This window comes from Corallococcus sp. CA049B (assembly GCF_003611685.1).
Classification (GTDB): domain Bacteria; phylum Myxococcota; class Myxococcia; order Myxococcales; family Myxococcaceae; genus Corallococcus; species Corallococcus coralloides.
In genome coordinates this window covers 60,187-77,929 of the sequence record NZ_RAWC01000010.1, presented here as the reverse complement: position 1 = coordinate 77,929, position 17,743 = coordinate 60,187, and the positions used below count along the sequence as shown (strand labels likewise).

Here is a 17,743-nt window from a genome sequence, read left to right as displayed (position 1 = left end):
GCGAGCGGGAGCTATCCTGCAGTGATTGGCAGAGCCGCATGTGCCTGTGGGCACATCGGCAGGACAGGATGACGAGCCTGCCACCGCGCACCTTGGACTCCTCCATCTTCTGGTGCGGCCTCCCCATCATCCCGCCAGCCACCGCAGCAACACGGCTCCAGTGAGTCCAGGGCAGGAGGAGTGCGGCACGTTCGAAGGCACCGCCGGGCCTCCTGGTCCATAAGGCCCGGGCAGCCAGCAGCTCCTCGGCGCCCCATGGATGGCATCGCCCTGGGCACGCCACGGGCTGGAAGGTAGTCCCGCCTCACGGACTTCGCGGAACCTAGCCTGGGTGGAGTACGGCTGGCCAAGGAACTGGCGGTGTCCGGGACGCGCTGGCCGTGGTGGAGGCCCAAACCGCCGAAGCCTACGAGGCAACGGTAGCGGCGTTCACGACAGGGCGACGCCGAGGACGGCGAGGATGGTCGGGCCGTAGACACCCCAGACCTGAAGGACGTCGGCGCTAAGCCCGAGCGTCTCTCTCAGACCGCTGAGCAACGGCTTGAGGACGCTGCGAGGCTGCCGCTTGTCTTCAGGGAGGGCGCACTGCTGCGCGACGAAGGACAACTGCTCGGTGGCCTCGCTCTTCTTCTCATCCGGTAGGTCCCGGCTCTTCACCACGGCATCCGCCAACGCTTGAAGCGCGCTGCCCAACTCTTCGTTCTGCTGTTGCGCGGCTGCGATGACCGTCCTCAACCGCTGGTGGACCTGAGCACCTCCGGCGGCTGTCGTGACCGTCGCGCCCGGTGATGCGTCGGCGGAAGCCATGTTGGCATTGTCGCCGTGAATGAAGGCCCCGTAGTTATGAATCGTCATGTTCGCCGCTGACCGCCGTTCGTCCTGAGTGAACGTCATCCCCTCGCCCAAAATGCCACGGCGCTCTAGGTCCAGCGCCCAGTTGAGAATTGTGTCGCGCACGGCATGAAGAATTCCCGCGACGCCGCTTGGGCTCACGATTCTGGTCGGCGGCATGTGCATCAGGTCCCTGTTGCCATCAACCAGCCACTCCATCTCACTGGAAGACAGAGGAATCTGAAGTTGTCCGTCCTGTTGCATCCCATGAAGCAGATGCTCTAGTTCTCCAACTGACTGGACAATGGGCGACTTCGAGAAGTGGGTTGCGCGCTTGTCGCCTGCCTTGAACATAATTGGTATCAACCCGTTGTATGGGTTCTTGGCCATGAGTTGCGCGGATAGAATGCGGTACTCAGGCACTTTCCCATCACGAGGGTAGCCCCCCATTTCACGGTCAAGCCACTCCTTGAAATCATCGAGCTTCAGCTTCACTGCGACGACCTTTGCATGCCGAAGCAGTTCGGAGAGGTCCGTTTTGTTCGACTGCGCCAAGCACTGCAGTTCAAGAACGAGCGACGATTGCGGCATTGCTCCCCACCCACCGACGCGCGGTAGACCAACCGGAGACCACGGGCGTCAGTTAGCCGCCGAGCTTAGCCGATTCCGTGAACAGCCCTACTCCTTCACCGTGTTGGGCGCCCCTTCGCCTTGACAGCAGGCAGCCAGCACTCCCCGTCGGAGAGTTGCCGATTGTTCGCGGGTCACACATTCTTGGCCGGGTTGACGGGAGGAGAGACCCACACGACCCCCGAGGGATCCTGCACGGTGCCGGCAGGGGCCGGAAGCCAGAGGCGGCTGTCGCGGCACCGCCGAACGCGGTCGCGCTCCTGTGGCGTCAATGAGTTGAGCGGCACGGACGGGCGCAGGCCCCCATAAGCCTGGGGATGGTAATGGACCGGCTCCTCCGACCAGTTCGGATCCTCCGTGAGCGCCTTGAAGAGCCGACCCCTGTCCGCCTCCAGCGCTTCGATGTACGCCTCGATGGAGGACAAGGCGGCACCCGCTTCCTTGGAAGCGGCCGGTAGCGCAGACCGGATGGTGGCGAGTCCCTGGCGTACCTCGGCTGCGGACAACACTGCGGTCTCCTCGTTCTTCTCCCTCACAACTACCTCCTCTTGGTGGATACTCGTCCGACTCCAATACGCGCTGATTCAGATCCCAACCGCGCCCTTTCGCCATCCCGAGATTGGGAGGTGGCGGGCGCGAATCCCCTCAGGCCTTCGAGTGGGCAGCGACCTGCTTTTCCAACATGCGCTTCCTGTCCTCCGTCAGCGGCAGCGTCTTCGCACAGGAGGGGCAGAGGATGCGTGTGTACTCCCGCTCCTTCCCGGTCGCTGGGTCCGCCACCGAAACCGTGAAGGACGGCCAGACAGCTATCGTCTGCCCCTGCGGCAAGTAGTAGGCCTCCTTGTCTTTGCCGCAATTGGCGCAGGCATCAACCTTCACGGTGGGTGGGCTAGCGGCGTTCATGGAGGCCTCCAGGTAGCGCGGTGGACTGCCAAGACTACACCGCCGGAGAGGTACTCGGCGCAAGGGCGCTGAGGAAGCGGAGCATTCCTCGTCGAGCGTACATATCCCGCAAGCCAGACGTGGGCTCACTTCAGGCACAGTGTAGGTGCGAAGGCCAAGGGGACCTCGTCACGACCAGCACCTTGTCAACCGCTGGGGCCGTCTAGGGCCATACTTGGCCCATCCCCGCCGGCCAAAACCCCTGGCACGACGACTGCGGCGGTAGCGATCAGTTCCACCCAGCAACCGCTGCAGTCGTGCGCGCCTGCGCCTCAATCACGGCCGGTACCGCTCAGCCTCCTTGAAGAACTGGGTGAGCGAGTACGCCAACAGCGATTCGCGCGACTGCATGTACCGGCGCGCGCGGAGGAATGGCAGCCAGACGCGCTTGCCCACGCGCACCTGGGACTCTTCCATCTTCTGCCGCAGCACCCACGTCCCTCCTAACCGCCGCACCAGCATGCCGCCCAGGAAGGCCCCGAGAGCCGGAGCCGTGTGCTCGTCGATGAGATCCCGCTCATACCGCTCCGGGAAGTTCTCCCGCCAGAAGTGGAAGTCCAGGTCCGTGAGGGACTCGGGCGTCGCATCGAAGATGCTGGGCACATTGGTATGCAGCGCAGCTACTAGGCTCTCGGCCAGGTCGCCGTAGTAGCTGCGGACGCGCTCTGGGTTCTCCACATCCGAGGGAAGGCCGACTGGTAGCCACTCCTCCGGCACCGGCGGCCGGAAAGCGTTGAGTTCGGCAATCTTCCGCTGCCGCTCGCTGATGGCGAACTCGTCCGGCAGTCGCGAGAGGAAAGGCGCCACGTCAGGGTGGAAGCGCAGTTCGACGGGGATGAGCGCGGCGCTGCGCTCTCTCAGCGTGCGCAGCACCGTGTCGAAGTCGAGGTCTGGCCGCAAGTGGACATGCGCACGGGCCTGGGCCACACGCGCCTCGTCGCTCGCGAAGTCCGCAGCAGTCGGCCGTAGCACCAGGAGGACGGAGCCGTTGGGAAGCTCCTCCACGAGGTACGCGGGCGTCGAGAGCATCCGCTCTCGGCCGACGGATTCCACCAGATTCGGACCGAAGATGTTCAGCCAGAATACGTCGTAGACCGTGTCGGTCCCAGACCTCTCGCACGTCTCGTCATCGCGGCCAAACCGAGGAAAATCAGCCAACTGCCTGTCCGCTGCACTGTGCGCCACAGCATAGGGGACTGGATACATCGAACCCCATCCGCGAACTGCCTTTACGAACTCCTGGCAGCGCTCCTGTTCCGAAAAGAAAGACACGGGCTGCACATCAAGCCAGATGCGTATTTTCGCAGGAGTGAGCGCAAGCCCAAGATCAATCGTCAACGAGACGGCCGGGAAAGTCGTGCGATACAAGCCAACTGTCGAACCGTACCGATCTTGGCGCTCTTTCAGAGCCATCACGACAGCATCACGCGAATATCTACGCTGCCGACTGCCCTTTACAATGTCGGGCATCCAATCACCCGCATGCGACTCAAGCCCTTGAAGAAAGGGCTCCAACTCACGCTCTAACGCATCATGATGGCTGAATGACCCGTCGAACGAAAACCTCAGCGTATCTTCAACGTTTAGGTCTTTAAGGGTCAGCAGCTTCATTGAAACAAGACCTCCACTCCCTTGACGTCCTCTTTGACGTTCCTCACCGCACTCGTCAGCATGTCCGTATCGCTTGGCGCAAGCTTGCGTTCATAGACGAGGCGGACCCTTTCGACCTTTACCGCCATACCACGGAGCTTCAATTCAGGCCGCCTAATGTCCACCGTCTCTCCGTAGTACAGCAAGGCGTCGCCTGCATCTGCTCTCATCTGCGCCGTCAGCTCACTCCTCCCCAGGCGATTGAGCTCCCGGCTCTTGAAGCTGAACGTCTCCACGCGGGGCAGCGCGCCAGCAGCAGGCCCATCCTCGATGACGAGGACGTCCGCAAAGCGCAGGTCCGCCTTCGCTACCCCTACATGCGTCACGATGCGGGGCCGGTCGAAGTCCTTGAGCCATCGCCTCTTCGCCCGCGGCAGGGCCGCGTCCGCCTCTAGGATGGCGACCATCTCCCGCTCGAAGGCCAGGCCCCGGGCGTACCTGTCACGAACGAGCTGGTAGCCAGCCCACTTCAGGGGCCCCTTCTCCGCGATCCCCTGCTTGAGTTCCGCAGCCCGCGTCTCCAGGTACGCCACGTAGTGGGCCCAGAGGGGCTCCGCAGTCACTTCGGCAGGAACCGCCTTCCGCAGAGCCTCGCTGTGCTTCTCCAGCTCTGCCACGTTCATCGACAGGCGCTCTCCCGGGAACTCCGCCTCCAACTGCTTGAACTTCGCCTCCGCCACCTCAGCCGGCAGGCCTGCCATCTCGGGAAGCACGGAGGGCCTTGTACCGCCCCTTCTCCCGGAGCCCCCGCCGACAGATGCGCCACTCGGGGGCTCGCGGTACCGCACGGCCAATGTGGCCTGTGCCTGCGCGACGTTGCCTCGCGCCTCGTACAACGCCAGCGCGCCTGCCTCGCCCCACTCCGCCACCAGAATGGCTGCGTCCCGGTCCTGCTGGAGGTAGCGCGCCAACTCCCCCACGACGCTCTCCCCGACTCGCGCCTCCAACCTCTCCAGCACCGCCTTCAGCGACTCCACGCGGGACACCACCGCCTGGAGGCGAGCGCGCTCCAGCCGTGAGACGCCAGCTTCACGAAGCGCGCGCGCCCCCTTCCCTCCCGCGTACAAGCCCACCATGAGGGCCGCGGGCGCCAACTGCCGCGTGGCCTCCTCGTACTCCCCCTTGGCGAGGGACGCCCCGCCCTGCGCCGTCCCCGCCACCAGGTGGTAGAAGCCCAGCGGCACCCCGAAGGTGAGGTGGTCGAAGGACGCCAGGGCCACGTTGCTGGGCGCGAAGGCCCCCAGGAATTGGGCGTTCTCCACCTCCTGGTACGCGTCCTGGTAGAGCGGTGGGAGCTGCGCGGGCAGGTAGGACGCCTCCACGCCCCGGAGCCCACCGATAACTGGAATGGAGGCCCTGACGTCATCCGCGGCCCTCCCCAGTCCCCGCGCGATGTCGCCAGCACGGAAGTCCCGCTCCGGGAAGTCGGTGAGGGCCATGCCTCGCTGCTTCAGCTCCTCGCGCACCACCTCCATGGCCCCCAGGGCGCGCTTGAGCAGCTTGTCCTCGGCCAACAGGCGCAAGAACTGTCGCACCTCATCGTCGTGAGAGGTGTGCAGGACGAAGAGGGCGAGGACTTCCGCCTTGGCCAGGCCGTGCTTCTCGACGGCGGTGGCGAGGAAGGCCGCGCGTTTCTGGAGGAGGACACGGGCGCCCTGGGTCTCCAAGGGGCCCAGGGCGCCCAGCCGGACGGCGTTCCAGTCCGAGAGGGCCTCTACCAGCCGGGGCATGTCCGCCTGGCGCTGCAAGGCCAGGAAGGCTGCGGGCGTGGTGCACGCCAGGAAGGGCGCCAGCACCTCGTCCTCCGAGTCCAGGTGCGGCCACCCCGAGGGGACGTCCCCGCACACACCTGCCAGGGCCCCCACCACTCGCAGGGGTGCCGTCTCGCCTCCGCCGGGATTCGGGGGAGACGGCGTGGCCCGGCGGCGGTGCAGAAGCGGTCCGGCTGCGGACTGCTCGTCGTCGAAGTCCTCGTGGGCGTCGTCCTCGGGGAGACTCGCGACGGCAGCGCGCCCCAAGGCCGTCATGGGTGTCGAGGCCGAGACGACAGCTAGGGTGCCCCCAGGGCCCGCCCGAGAGGGCAGCGAGGCACACCCCGATGTGAGGAGTGCCAGGGCCAGCACCAGGCCGGCTCCGCCGCGCAGCAGTCGCTCAGCGCGCATTGTCCACCCCCAGCCCCACGGCCGCGAAGGCCCCCGGCCGCAGCGTCCCCTCCGGCATGGGAAACAACAGCGTGCCACCCTGCCCCAATGCGTAGAGGTTGCCTCCCAGGAAACGCCATCGGGCCTCCCCCGAGACGACGTAGCGCGCTCCCGACTGGCCCATGGCCGTCGCCAGCCCACCGACACCCAGGCTCAAGTCCCGGTGGAAGAGCTGCGCCTCCACCCGCCCGTCCACGTCCACCCGGCCCCAGGAGAAGGCCTCCACGCCCAGGGAGAGGAAGAGGTGTCGCTGGCGCATGCCACTCAGCCGCACTGCGTCCCAGTTGAGAATCACCTCCCCATAGGCGGAAGCCCCCTCCGGGAAGGACGCCTCCACCAGCGGCACGGAGGCCGGGCCCGCCACCTGGAAGCGCGCCAACTCGTAGTCCGGGCCGAAGGCACCCTGCCGGAAGCCTCCGCGCTGCAGGCGCCCCTCCAGGCGGGCCCGTAAGTCCACCGTCGACGTCAGCGCATCCACGCCTACGCCCACCACCGCGCCCCAGGCTCCGCCCTCGCCCGGGCGTCCACCCCAGCCGCCCAACAGGTGCGCCTCCACCCTCTGCCCCTTGCTCCCTCGCCGCAACACCACGGCGGTGGCGTCCAGGTGCGCCAGCGTCATGGGCCGCGCGGTGCCGGCGATCCGCCCCCAGTCATGCACCGCCGACAGCGCCAGCGTGTAGCAGCCCGGGACAGGGGGCCGGCCGAAGAGGACGTGTTGCACGTCCAGGGCTACCTCCGCCCCCGCCAGGCGAGCGCTCAGCACGTCCGAGGCGAAGGCCTCTGCGTACACCGGCCCCAATGTCCCCGTCGCGATGACGCCGGCCGGGTGGTAGTCGGGGTTGACGCGGTTGCCGTAGCGCCGCACCAGGTGTCCGGACAGCAGGGAGTAGCCCTCCATCATCCCCAGCCACGCCGAGTTGGGCGTATCCCCTCCCACCATGAAGAGGCGAACCACCTGCCCCCAGTCGGACAGCGTGTCCCAGTCCTCCTTCCTCACGAGGCCCGCGCCCTCGCCTCCACCCCACAGCCGCAGCCGTACCGGTGCCCCGAGAATGAGGCGGAACGACTCCCCCCTCCCCAAGGCCACCATGGGCTCCACCTGCACGAAGCCTTCTTCGGTGCCCGCGCCCCTCCTAGGCAGCAACGTCAACGTCGCCGCGTCCATGCGCAGCAGGTTCGTCATCGGAGGTGCCGAGTCGGGCGCCGCGGGCGCAGAAGCCTCCTCCTCGGACGGAGCCTCGTCCTCTTCTTCCTCGCCAGAAGCCTTGTCCGAGATGGCCTCCTCCAACCTGCGCACGGTGGCGTCGAAGTCCTCTGGAGTGATGGCTTCCTGCGCCCCTCCGGCCCCGGGCAACAGCAGCAGCAAGACGACGGCCCAACTCCAATGCATGCCCATCGACCCCTCCGTGGCAGGCCCCAGCAGGGGCGCTCAGGACAGAGGTTCCATGTTCGGTCCGACAAGGCGCAGGACCGGGTGGGGCATTGCACTGAAAAAGTCACATACGACCCGGCCCGCCGGGGGATAGACAGACGTGCCACACCACGCTACGGCGCCAGCCGCGCGAATAGGAATGACCGTGGCGACACTCCACAGCGTCCGGCAGGCATGCTGCACGACGAAGCGCAGACCGCTACTCGCGCACGACGACTGCCAGCGAGTGCCTTATATGGTGCAGGAAGTCCCTGCGCAGCTCGCGAGACCAACACCGACATCGAGGTGCAGTGATTGAAGATGGTGCAGGAGCGTCGCCATCAGGGCGCCCGCAGCCATCAGTGAGTCGCGCATTCACTCGCGCACACTCCGGCTTATGGGAAGGTGACGTTGCCCAGGGTGACGGTGCGGCGCATATCTGCATCCCAGAGCTTGAGCGTGAAGCTTCCTTGAGGGGACTCGGATGCAGCCTCAGCCTCTACCACTACGCGCTGGGTATCCGATCCCGGGGCGACAGGGCCCGACTGCCACACTTGGCGTACCTTCAGCTCGTCGCTGGTCTTGCTCCGGAGCGTCGCCCCCACTGCTGTCCAGGGCTGTGCGTCTCCTACATATTTGAGGGTGACCTCTACAGCCACCCTGCGAGCTGTGCGGTATGCAAGGACAAGCTGTTTGCCTGCTGCCCCTCCCGGCCCCTGGGTTACGTCCATTGTCACGTCGCGGAAATCAACGCCTCGCCCGCTGAGGACTTTCGTCGAGATGAGTCCCGTCAACCCATCAGGAGCACTTCGCTCCGCACGCAGGCGCTCATTCTCCTCTCGGCATTGCGTAGCCTCAATGCGCGCTTGGCGGACTTCCTCCTGGTACGTCTCGACGCTTCTCTTGCGCCGATAGACCTCGACGAGCGCTTCTGACCGCGCAGGGTGCGCGACCAGGACAAACGTCGCACTCGCTGGGGCCGCTCCATCCTGGAAACGCACCGTCAGCTTGAGCCGCTCTCCCGCCGAGATTTTCTCTGAAGGGACCAGGCGCAAGGTATTGAGCCCAGCATCCACCATCGCGAAACGCTCGCGTCCCTCGAGCATCAGCCCCTCTCGGCTCGCCTCCGAGTCAAAGAGGAACACCGTCGAGAGTCCTAGGCTCACCGCTACTTCAGGTGCTGGCTGAGCATCATCCGAGGCCAGCTCGATTCGGCGAACGCTCAGCCCCACGGTGGATGCGGGCGACTGCGCTAGGGCCGCCCCCTCTCCTGCGAGGAGGAAGAAAAGCAGCACGGCCGACACTGAATGATGCACGCGACGTTTCTCCTGGACCACGCCAACAGCAACATCGCTGGCGACTCACGGGCGCCTGCCCAACAGCAACGGGTCATTCAAACTCACTCACTGCCTTGACCAAAATCGCAGAGTACACGCGAGCCTTACCGGTATCCCCTCCGCCACCTTCGATCTTCGCTCCTCGTTTCCGAGAGGAGTCCACCACTTCCAGGCACACGGGGAAGCTCTCTCCACGAAATCGCGCCCGAGTCAGTCGGACATAGACGCGGTCGGCGATAATGAGTCGCCCAGACAGAGTGGCCTTGTCCGAGCCCAGGATGATCTGTGCAGTGCCGTCCCTCACCGTCACGAGCTTTTCTTCTCCCCGAACGAAGCTCGCACCCGCGTCGTCTCCAATCTCCATGCCCAGCATCTTCATGCCCTTGGTAGCGCCTTCCGGGCACGGTTCAGGGTCCGGAGCAGGGCGCACCTGGGGGCCCGAACAAGCCAGCGCGCCGCAGAGGGCCGTCGTCGCCAGGGCACTGCTGACGCTCCTCGTGGCCTTCTTGGCAGGCACCGGCGGGGAGGTCGGGGAGTCACTCTTCGTCGTCGTCACGGTGGCAGTCACCTCGGGAAGCGTCGCGGGGGGAGCGACGGCCGCAGGTGTTGCCTCCGGCCCGGTGGGAGCTGCGGCTCGGGTAGCTTGAGGTTTCTTTGTATATGTCGCTACTTCTTGGCCGGGGGTGGAGGGAGCTTGAGCCCCCGGGGGCGGAGGCGTCCGCTGCGAGAGAAGCGCCCCTGCTGCCAGGGCGACGGCCAGCAGCCCCATGCCCAGCACGCGCCCCATCCTGAGTCGCGAGAGGAACGAGCGCCGCCCCACCTCTACGAAGGGGGACGCCAGCGCGGATTCCGCCGCAACCTCTGCGACGCCCAGCCCATCCTCCAGTTCCGAGCCCAGCAGCTCCGCTTCGACAGGCGGTGAGGCAGCAGCCACCGGAGCTGCATGGGGAAGCAACTCCGCGGGCGAGTCCTCGCCGGGAATCTCTGGCAGCTCCAGCCCGGGCGCCTTGCCACGGCGCATCTGGCGCAATGGGACTTTCACCCACCGGGCGAGCTTGTTGCGTGCGAGGTGCTTCGCCTCGCCTCCGCCCTCGTTCTCGGTAGTGGCCGAGTGCGGGCCATACGTGTCGCATAAGGGGACGTCCCACGCCTCCCCTTCCGCCCCGGCCAACACCTCCTCCAGCGCCTCGCAGACAACTGCCGCACTGGGTCGCGCAGCAGGCTCCTTCTCCAGCAGCCGCATGCACAACAGGCCCAGTTGCTCCGGGACGAAGCGGTTGGCGAGGTGGGGAGGCACGGGCACCTTGCCCATAACGCCCTCGACGTAGTCCGCGTCCGTTCCGGAGTCGAAGGGCCACCTCGCCGCGAGGAGGCGGTAGAGGACAATGCCCAGGGCCCATATATCGTCCGAAGGGGCCGACACGTAGCGGGCGCCCGCCTGGCCCAGGTGCTCCCTCATGAAGCGCCAGGCCTCGGGGGGCCGGTACTCCATCGTCCCTGGCGGTAGCATGGACTGGGTGACGCCAGGGGCACCCGTGTAATCCCCAATCCCGTAGTCCACCAGCACCGCCAGCCCGTCCGCGGCGCGCACCATGACGTTGGCGTCCTTCACGTCCCGGTGCACCACCCCCGCCCCGTGCGAGGCAGCCAGCGCCCTCGCCACGTCGAGCGTCACCTTCGCCACCTGCCGGGCCGAGGGGTTCTCCTCCTTCACCCACACCCCGAGCTTCCGCCCCTCCACGTACTCCATGGCGATAAGGGCGAAGTCGCGCTCCCCGGCCTGCCAGTAGGAGAAGCCGCGAAGTCCCACCACGTTGGGGTGCTTCAAGCGCAAGAGGATGGAGACTTCCTTCTCCACCCGCCCCTCCACGCGCTGCCGCTCCACCAGCTTCAGCGCGCAGGGCTGCCCGTCATTCGTCGCGAGGTACACGGTGCCGAAGCCACCACGATCCAATTGCCTCACCACCGTGTAGCCCTTCACCACGTCCCCGGGGGACAGCACGGCCGGGGGGCCGTCATCCCTCATGGCGACGTCCTCCTGGAGACTCTGTCGGACAGCAGGACTGCGGCCACGCGCATGCCACTCCCTCCCCGGCGCCGGCCCACGCTACCAGAAGCCCAGGGAAATCGCGTGACTCTTCTCCCACACGTGAGCACCGGACAGGGAAGAGGCAACCATTAATACCTAAGAGGTGAAGTCCATCTTCCCTTTAAGTATTGTTTCGCCGAATGCATCTCCCTCCCGACGTCCACGCCGCCGTCCCTCCGAAGGCTTCCCTCCGACCCTTACCCGCCATCATCGGAGACACCCTGCGCGCGGCCCGCCTTCGTGCAGGCATGAAGCAGGCGGAGGTGGCCAAAGTCGTCGCCATCTCCCGCAACGCCTACAGCCGGCTTGAAAGAGGACTCATGCTCCCCAGCATCGCGACGCTGTACAGGCTGTGCGCCGCCCTCGGCGCCACGCCCAACGAGTTGCTGGGTTACCCCACCCTCCTATCGCCGGATATCGCCGCCACCACCAAGGATGCCCTGCGACGGCACGTGCACCGGTTGGACACGCGCCAGGCGCTCGCCCTCGTTCAGCTCCTCTCTGGTGTGCGCTGAGGGAGCGTCACAGCCATGACACGTAGCAACTCAGGTATACTCACCTGCACCTTATGAATGAAGAACTCGCAACCCAAATAGGCTCCGTCGCCCGCCTCGCCCGGGAGCAGATGAGCCTGACGCAGGTTCAAGTCGCGGAGCGCGTGGGGCTGGCCGCCGCCGTCTACAGTCGCGTGGAGCGCGGGCACATGATGCCCAGCGTCTCGACGCTGTACCGCATGTGCATCGCGTTGATGGTTTCCCCGGAGGACCTGCTGGGCCTCACCGAGTCCACCGACAGCGAGGCTCGGGCTCGGCCGGAGGACGACGCCACCTTGCGCCGGCTCATCTTCGTCGCTCGGAAGCTCGACGCAGGGAAGTTGGACGCCCTCGTCCACGTCGCCACCGAGTTGGCTCGCTGAGGCAGCTCCCTGGGGAGGAGGCGCCGCCGAACGGCTCGCGCGCCCTCCTCTCCAACGCCAGGTTGCATACGGCCGACGCGTTGGCGTCCCGAGCGCGAGCAGACCGGGCAGTCCTCGGCGCCGACGGGCGCCCTCACCGGCAGGCCGAGGGGCCCGGGTACGCCGCGCCGCAATCCCGAAGCGCTTCATTCACCTCAGCGAGCCACTCCTCCAGGCGCTTCTTCCTCGCCAGAAGGCGCTCCACCGCGTGGCGAGGTGCTGGCCATTTCGAGCCACGCGAAAGCAGACCGTCGACGGCCTACTCCTTCTTCAGGGCCACCAACTCGTGCGCGTCCAACCCCTCCGGGTAGAGGCCCCCCTCGCCGAACTCCACCTTGTCGCGCATCTGCCCGCCCGCGGACACGACAAGGGCTGCCTCTCTGGCGGCTTCCGCGCGCCCGTAGGGCCCCGTGGGCCGCGATAGGGCCACGCCGCGCAGGGCATCGCGCATGCCCCCCGCCGTCGCGAAGCGCTCCTCGGGGTCGAGGCGCAGGGCCTTGTGCAGCACGGCTTTGACGTCGTCCGAGAGGGTGGCCACCGCCTTCTCGACAACCTCCGGGCTGAACGTCTCCATGAGGGCCTGCATCTGCTGCAACGGCAGCGTGGGAGGCGTCTCCGTCCGCTGACTGCTCTCCTTCGCCGGCACGGGCGGGACGTCGTGCACCTCGAAGAGGTGGTTGCCTGTCATGACTTCCACCAGCAGCACGCCCAGGCTGAAGACGTCGGAGCGCGGCGTCAGCCCCGCCTTGCGCAGGTACTCCGGACTGGCGTACGCCACGTCGCCTCTCAGCAGACTCTCCGGCGACTCCTCCCGCCCCACCAGCAGTGAGTACGCGGAGCCGAAGTCCAGCACCTTCACCTCCCCATGGCGTCCCAAGGCAATGTGCCGGGGGCTCACGTCCCGGTGGACGATGCCCAGGGGCACGCCCTTCCCCGACGTCAGCGTGTGCGCGTAGTGCAGCGCGTCCGCCACCTCCGTCCCCACGTACAGACCAAAGCCCTCCGAGAGGGGCTGGCCCCGCACCACCGCCGCACACACCAGTGTCTCCAGCGAGGGGCCGTCCACGTACTGCATGATGACGTAGGGGACGTCCTCCACCTCGTCCACTTCCACATGGAAGACTTGGGCGATGTTGGGGTGGTCGAGGCAGAAGGCCAACTCCACTTCCTCCGCGAGCCGCTTGCGAGCCATGTACGAGGCAGGACTGGCGAGTTGGCGGACCAGGCAGGGGCCCGACAACGTGCCGTCCGCGGCACGCCGCTGAGCCCGCAGCAGCCTCTCGCGATTCGGCCGCACCTCCAACTCGCGCACCACCTCATAGCGCACACCTCCCACCTCGAAGAGGAAGTGCGCGTCAGCACGTGTCGGGAGGGTTGGCACGCGGGTCGGTCCCTCTTCCGTCGTCACCTCGTCCGGATGCTTCGTCATGGCTGTAACTCCTCCTCAAGGAAGAGGCGCGGCCTCATGGACACGCCCCTTCGCAGCCGAGCTACCCACTCAATCGAAAATTGGTCAAATTGACTTCACCTGCGAAGTAACATGACCTCACACCTCTGTGAAGCCACGCCCCCCGCAGCTAGACAGCAGCACCCCGATTCTGGCCCGCCAACGCACCATCTCCCCCTCCTGGGTACGAAGGGCCCCAGCCATGCCCCCCGATAAGCCGGGGCTCACGAGTGAAACCGTTGACTGGGGCCCGATTCGCTCACTGGCCCACTGCCCCCGTCGCAGGAGAGCGCTTGGCCCTCACGTAGAAGCTGACATCACGAAACGAAGCCGAGGAGGCTTTCGCCACGAAGTCGGGCGCGCTGGGCCTCTTGCGCGAGGCGTCTCGGCGTATCCGAGAAGGCTCCCACAGGCTCATGGATGCGTTGAGCCGGACGTACCAGCACGAGCAGAAGGGGACTTCGACAGCGCCCGCCAAGAAATGCGGGACGTGCTCGCCGTTGAAGTCGTGCCCCACTACCGCGCCCTCGCCCAGGGGCAACTCGACGAGATGGCCGATGAACCGTAGCGACGAATGCGGAGCGCCTTCCGCAGCGGCATGCCAAGCGGAGGCAGCGCTCTCGCACTCCTACTGCTTGCCGCAGGAGCGCCCTCCAGAGAGGGCGCTTCGCGGCCCAGTTTCAGGCTGACGTCACCTTGTCGAAGGGGCGCACCACCTGCTTGCCGTCGGAGACGCGCTCCACCGTCACCGTCTTCGCCTTCGCGTCGATGGACTTCACCTTCGCCGAGAAGCTGCCCCGCCCCTGCTTGTAACGCACCTCTTGTCCCAGCTCATACGAGACCGACGTCTCGGGGCCGGGACTGGAGCTGGGGGCCGCGGCCGTCGCTGTGCGTCCTGCTGCGCGTGGACGTCCGCGGCTCTTCTGGGGCGCGGGCCCAGCCCGCGTGGGCTTCGACGCGGCCTCCGGCTTCACCCACTTCCGCACGGGCACCGAGGACGGGCGCTTCGGGGCAGTGGCGGGCGCGGGCGGGCGCTTCGACGAGGGAGGAGGCACGGGTGTGCGCTTCGGCGCGGACGCCGCAGGAGCCGGGCTAGGCTCGATGCCCAGGAACTGAGCGATCTTCTCCAGCAGCTCCACCTGCCGGCCCATCGTCTTCCCTACTTCCTCCGCCACCACGGCCCGAATGGCACTCATCATGTCGTTCTGCATGTGCTCTCGCTCGCTTTCCTCGCGGGCTGGCTGGCCCGCGTATTCTTCAACACGACAACAGTCAGCCTCTTGCACTGACGCTACACCAAGGAGTCCAGGTACTCGGACTTCTGCCTCAGAATGAAGCCTTCACCTCACGCCAGCGCTCGCGCTGCGCTTCCCACGTCCCCGCGTGAGCGATGGCCCGAAGTCCTCTCTCGCTGAGGGGCTCCTCTCCATCCACGGCCTCGAGGAACAGCACCTCCTCCTGGATGTCCGGCGCCAGCAATTGCAAGTCCAACAGGTGCGTCACGCGCGCCCGGGTAAAGCCCAGTTGGCCAGCGACGTCCGCCGCGCTCGCCACCAGCCCCCGCTCAATGGCGGATTCCACATGGTGCGCCAGGGCCAGCATTCGCGCGGCGTGCGCTGGCCGGCGCGCCACCTCTAGCGGCGGGGGTCGCGCCCCCTCTCGGAAGCCCACCTTCGCCCGACGCACGCGGTGGAACTGCGCGCTGATGAGGCCGGCCTCCGCCGGCCAAGTCTCGGGGCTCGCGCTCACGCCGCCACCTCCTTGCGCCCGGGCGTCGCGGTTTCACCGGCCAGAGCTAGGTGCACATCCACGCGATCCGTCTCCTCGTCCACCACGACCCGGCCGACGAGGGCCTGCAGCAGGCGCCCCCGGTTGGCGGCCGTGAGGGCGTCCCAGACCGCGTCGAAGTCCGCCAGGGCCCGGGCCACCCACGCCGCCTCCAGCTTCTCCCCCTCCATGGCATCCAGGGCGCGCTCCACCTCCACCAGCCGCTTCTTCATGCCGGCGGACTCCTCTTCCGCAGCCGTCAGCTTCTCCTCGACGATGCGCCGGGCTGGGCCCTCCAGCTTCGAGAGGGAGTCCACCCACTTCGCGGACTCCCCGGCGCGCTTGGCCAGGTCCTTCGGGAGCTGCGCGCGCTCGGCGCGCAGGGCCTTGTGCTTCTCCTCCAGCCGCGCAGTGAGGCGGGCGTGTACCTGTGCCGCAAAGCCCTCACCTACCGAGACTTCCCGCAGCCGAGCGACGACGAAGTCCTCCAAGGCGGCTGCCGGAATGGGAGAGGCCCGGCACCCCTCCTTCCCCTTTTTGTCCCGGGTGACGCAGCGGTAGTAGCGGTACTCGCGCGTGCCCTTGCGCGTCGAGCCGGGTGTCATCGCCTCGCCGCACAGGCCACAACGCAAGAGTCCCCGCAGCACGTAGTCGGGGTTGCGCCCGTGGTACTGGAGACCGGGGCTGCGGCCCTCCAGCATGTCCTGCACCTGATGGAAGATGGCCCTGTCCACGATGGCCGGGTGCTCGCCTTGGTGCGTCTCGTCGCCATACGGCACGAAGCCCGCGTACAGGGGACTCCTCAAGAGGCGCAGCACGTCCTGCGTCGTCCATTTCCGAGCCGCGCGCGTGGCACCGCTCTGGGCCTCGTACCGCTTCGTCTTGCGCCCCGTCTCGTTGAGGAGGCGCGACACCACCGAGGCCTGCTGGTGCTGGAGGTACAGCTCGAAGGCCTCCCGCACTACCACCGCCTCGTACTCATTCACCACGAGGCGCTTGTCCTTCACCTCGTAGCCCAGCGGCGCGCGCCCTCCCGTCCACTTCCCCTTGCGGCGCGCGGCGGCCACCTTGTCCCGCGTGCGCTCGGAAATCATCTCCCGCTCAAACTCGGCGAAGGACATCAGCATGTTGAGGGTGAGCCGCCCCATCGCGTCTGCGGTGGAGAAGTTCTGCGTCACCGAGACGAATGAAGCACCGGCCGCGTTGAAGCGCTCCATGACTTTCGCGAAGTCGAGGAGGCTGCGGGAGAGGCGGTCCACCTTGTACACCACCACCACGTCCACCCGGCCCGCATCCACGTCCTGCAGCAGCCGCTGGAAGGCAGGCCGCTCCATGTTCGCGCCGGTGAAGCCGCCGTCGTCGTAGCTCTCATCCACCAACACCCAGCCGGGCTGGCGCTGCACGTAAGAGACGCAGGACTCGCGCTGGGCGTCCAGCGAGTTGAATTCCATCTCCAGGCCCGCCGCCGTGGACTTGCGCGTGTAGACGGCGCAGCGCTTCGCGTCCGAGGGCGGCGACTTGCTCTTCCTCATGGTCCCTCCGCCCCCTCTGTCGTCGGCGGCGGCACTGATTCGACGCTCGAAGACTGCTTCGGCCCGGAGAGCTGCTCCGCGACGGCCACCAGCCGCTCCAGGTTGTTGTTGAGGCGCGTCAGCTCGCGGACGAGCTGCGGCATCGTCCCCTCGTAGAAGCGCTGCCCCATGTGCGTCTGGAAGAAGGCGGGGCCGCTCATGGCGTCACCGTCTTCGAGCTGCCGGCCTTGAGTCTGAAGAAGGAGAAGCCGTTCCAGGCCGTGCCCGTAATCAGCTTCGCCACGCTGGAGAGGCTGCGGTGAAGCTGGCCTTCGTACTCAATTCCGCCCTCGCGCACCGTCACCCGGTGCTGCGTGCCCTTGAAGACGCGCGTCAGCACCGTGCCCGGCGGCGGCAGGCGCGCGTCGCGCCCATCCACAGCGGCTGCGCGCCCGTCAGCAGCGGCTGGAGGAGGCGAAGCGGAGGACTTCGTCTCCTCCACCTGCCGCATCCTCCAGCGCTCGGGCAGCTTGTCGCCCAACTCCGAGATGCGTACGACGGCACGCGTGGAGAGCCCCCCTTCGGCCAGCTCCTGAATCCGGAAGGCCAGGCGTTTCTTCAGGTAGTCCCGGTTGCGGCTGCGCGTGGGCTCGCCGTACACCTCCAGGTACTTCTCCGCCAACTCCGGCACCGACATGCTGGCCAGCGCGGCCAGTTGCTGTGGCACGTCCGCCAGCTCCTTGCGCGCGGCCCGCGCAATCCCCTTCTTCGCCATGGTGGTGTCTCCTTCGTCCGGGGCAGCACGCCCTCGGGCGAAAGCCATGGACGCTCTGTCCCCAAAAGAAGACAAGTCGAGAGTCCGCGGCTCAACCATGCGCGCCCTCCTCCGCCCCCCATGCGGGCGGCTGTCGTTGCGGCTGTGCCCGCCGACGCAACCACAACTCCCAGAGGGCATCGGCGAGGACATCCACC

General features: G+C 66.9%; 16 protein-coding genes and 1 pseudogene. 3 read left to right on the top strand and 14 right to left on the bottom strand.

Translation table 11 applies throughout. The annotated features are described in order from the left end of the window. Window positions 1–429: 429 nt before the first annotated feature. The 8 genes from D7W82_RS39955 to D7W82_RS03975 all read right to left on the bottom strand — a co-directional run bounded on the left by D7W82_RS39955 (window position 430) and on the right by D7W82_RS03975 (window position 11,028). Window positions 430–1,422 carry a hypothetical protein gene (locus D7W82_RS39955; RefSeq protein WP_147439219.1) on the bottom strand — a complete coding sequence of 331 codons (993 nt, stop codon included), beginning with the start codon at window positions 1,420–1,422 and terminating at the stop codon, window positions 430–432. A gap of 173 nt (window positions 1,423–1,595) precedes the next feature. Further along, window positions 1,596–1,886, bottom strand: coding sequence for a hypothetical protein (locus tag D7W82_RS04005; protein WP_120617045.1), 291 nt, complete (start codon window positions 1,884–1,886; stop codon window positions 1,596–1,598). 220 nt (window positions 1,887–2,106) lie between these two features. Further along, a complete protein-coding gene (locus tag D7W82_RS04000) occupies window positions 2,107–2,364 on the bottom strand; it encodes a hypothetical protein (protein ID WP_147439218.1) in 258 nt (85 codons plus the stop codon). A gap of 315 nt (window positions 2,365–2,679) precedes the next feature. Continuing rightward, window positions 2,680–4,014 (bottom strand): hypothetical protein, encoded by a 1,335-nt coding sequence (locus tag D7W82_RS03995; RefSeq protein WP_120617043.1) that lies wholly within the window; start codon window positions 4,012–4,014, stop codon window positions 2,680–2,682. After that, window positions 4,011–6,215, bottom strand: coding sequence for a hypothetical protein (locus tag D7W82_RS03990; protein ID WP_120617042.1), 2,205 nt, complete (start codon window positions 6,213–6,215; stop codon window positions 4,011–4,013). The genes D7W82_RS03995 and D7W82_RS03990 overlap by 4 nt, the downstream gene beginning before the upstream one ends. Next, the gene (locus D7W82_RS03985) at window positions 6,205–7,650 is read right to left on the bottom strand and encodes a hypothetical protein (RefSeq protein ID WP_120617041.1); all 1,446 of its coding nucleotides are present in this window, start codon (window positions 7,648–7,650) and stop codon (window positions 6,205–6,207) included. The genes D7W82_RS03990 and D7W82_RS03985 overlap by 11 nt, the downstream gene beginning before the upstream one ends. Window positions 7,651–8,060: 410 nt before the next feature. Then, window positions 8,061–8,981, bottom strand: coding sequence for a DUF2381 family protein (locus tag D7W82_RS03980; RefSeq protein WP_120617040.1), 921 nt, complete (start codon window positions 8,979–8,981; stop codon window positions 8,061–8,063). 73 nt (window positions 8,982–9,054) lie between these two features. Beyond that, the gene (locus tag D7W82_RS03975; protein ID WP_120617039.1) at window positions 9,055–11,028 is read right to left on the bottom strand and encodes a protein kinase; all 1,974 of its coding nucleotides are present in this window, start codon (window positions 11,026–11,028) and stop codon (window positions 9,055–9,057) included. Between the two features lie 269 nt (window positions 11,029–11,297). On the opposite strand from D7W82_RS03975, the gene D7W82_RS03970 reads away from it, so the two are divergent. Both D7W82_RS03970 and D7W82_RS03965 read left to right on the top strand, forming a co-directional pair. Continuing rightward, window positions 11,298–11,606 carry a helix-turn-helix transcriptional regulator gene (locus tag D7W82_RS03970; protein WP_370450931.1) on the top strand — a complete coding sequence of 103 codons (309 nt, stop codon included), beginning with the start codon at window positions 11,298–11,300 and terminating at the stop codon, window positions 11,604–11,606. Between the two features lie 53 nt (window positions 11,607–11,659). Further along, entirely contained in the window at window positions 11,660–12,007 is a 348-nt protein-coding gene (locus D7W82_RS03965; RefSeq protein ID WP_120582187.1) for a helix-turn-helix domain-containing protein, read from the top strand. 298 nt (window positions 12,008–12,305) lie between these two features. On the opposite strand, the gene D7W82_RS03960 is transcribed toward D7W82_RS03965, so the two are convergent. Continuing rightward, entirely contained in the window at window positions 12,306–13,475 is a 1,170-nt protein-coding gene (locus D7W82_RS03960; protein ID WP_120617037.1) for a serine/threonine-protein kinase, read from the bottom strand. A gap of 220 nt (window positions 13,476–13,695) precedes the next feature. Here D7W82_RS03960 and D7W82_RS03955 point away from each other — a divergent pair. Then, window positions 13,696–14,061, top strand: a pseudogene (locus D7W82_RS03955) (DUF2379 family protein). A gap of 112 nt (window positions 14,062–14,173) precedes the next feature. Here the strand turns inward: D7W82_RS03955 and D7W82_RS03950 are convergent. The 5 genes from D7W82_RS03950 to D7W82_RS03930 form a co-directional block, all read right to left on the bottom strand. Further along, the gene (locus D7W82_RS03950; protein WP_120617036.1) at window positions 14,174–14,704 is read right to left on the bottom strand and encodes a PspA; all 531 of its coding nucleotides are present in this window, start codon (window positions 14,702–14,704) and stop codon (window positions 14,174–14,176) included. A 115-nt stretch (window positions 14,705–14,819) separates the two neighbouring features. Further along, window positions 14,820–15,242: a hypothetical protein gene (locus tag D7W82_RS03945; RefSeq protein ID WP_120617035.1), complete on the bottom strand. Its 423-nt coding sequence runs from the start codon at window positions 15,240–15,242 to the stop codon at window positions 14,820–14,822. Continuing rightward, entirely contained in the window at window positions 15,239–16,792 is a 1,554-nt protein-coding gene (locus tag D7W82_RS03940; RefSeq protein ID WP_120617034.1) for a recombinase family protein, read from the bottom strand. Before D7W82_RS03940 ends, D7W82_RS03945 begins: the two co-directional genes overlap by 4 nt. Further along, entirely contained in the window at window positions 16,789–16,992 is a 204-nt protein-coding gene (locus tag D7W82_RS03935) for a hypothetical protein (protein WP_120617033.1), read from the bottom strand. Before D7W82_RS03935 ends, D7W82_RS03940 begins: the two co-directional genes overlap by 4 nt. After that, window positions 16,989–17,546, bottom strand: coding sequence for a DUF2924 domain-containing protein (locus D7W82_RS03930; protein ID WP_120617032.1), 558 nt, complete (start codon window positions 17,544–17,546; stop codon window positions 16,989–16,991). Before D7W82_RS03930 ends, D7W82_RS03935 begins: the two co-directional genes overlap by 4 nt. Window positions 17,547–17,743 lie beyond the last annotated feature (197 nt).

Excerpts from the sequence above, each read along its gene's own strand:
- D7W82_RS39955 (WP_147439219.1), bottom strand. The coding sequence starts at position 1,422 with ATGCCGCAATCGTCGCTCGTTCTTGAACTGCAGTGCTTGGCGCAGTCG.
- D7W82_RS04000 (WP_147439218.1), bottom strand. The coding sequence starts at position 2,364 with ATGAACGCCGCTAGCCCACCCACCGTGAAGGTTGATGCCTGCGCCAAT.
- D7W82_RS03995 (WP_120617043.1), bottom strand. The coding sequence starts at position 4,014 with ATGAAGCTGCTGACCCTTAAAGACCTAAACGTTGAAGATACGCTGAGG.
- D7W82_RS03990 (WP_120617042.1), bottom strand. The coding sequence starts at position 6,215 with ATGCGCGCTGAGCGACTGCTGCGCGGCGGAGCCGGCCTGGTGCTGGCC.
- D7W82_RS03985 (WP_120617041.1), bottom strand. The coding sequence starts at position 7,650 with ATGGGCATGCATTGGAGTTGGGCCGTCGTCTTGCTGCTGCTGTTGCCC.
- D7W82_RS03975 (WP_120617039.1), bottom strand. The coding sequence starts at position 11,028 with ATGAGGGATGACGGCCCCCCGGCCGTGCTGTCCCCCGGGGACGTGGTG.
- D7W82_RS03965 (WP_120582187.1), top strand. The coding sequence starts at position 11,660 with ATGAATGAAGAACTCGCAACCCAAATAGGCTCCGTCGCCCGCCTCGCC.
- D7W82_RS03960 (WP_120617037.1), bottom strand. The coding sequence starts at position 13,475 with ATGACGAAGCATCCGGACGAGGTGACGACGGAAGAGGGACCGACCCGC.
- D7W82_RS03950 (WP_120617036.1), bottom strand. The coding sequence starts at position 14,704 with ATGCAGAACGACATGATGAGTGCCATTCGGGCCGTGGTGGCGGAGGAA.
- D7W82_RS03940 (WP_120617034.1), bottom strand. The coding sequence starts at position 16,792 with ATGAGGAAGAGCAAGTCGCCGCCCTCGGACGCGAAGCGCTGCGCCGTC.
- D7W82_RS03935 (WP_120617033.1), bottom strand. The coding sequence starts at position 16,992 with ATGAGCGGCCCCGCCTTCTTCCAGACGCACATGGGGCAGCGCTTCTAC.
- D7W82_RS03930 (WP_120617032.1), bottom strand. The coding sequence starts at position 17,546 with ATGGCGAAGAAGGGGATTGCGCGGGCCGCGCGCAAGGAGCTGGCGGAC.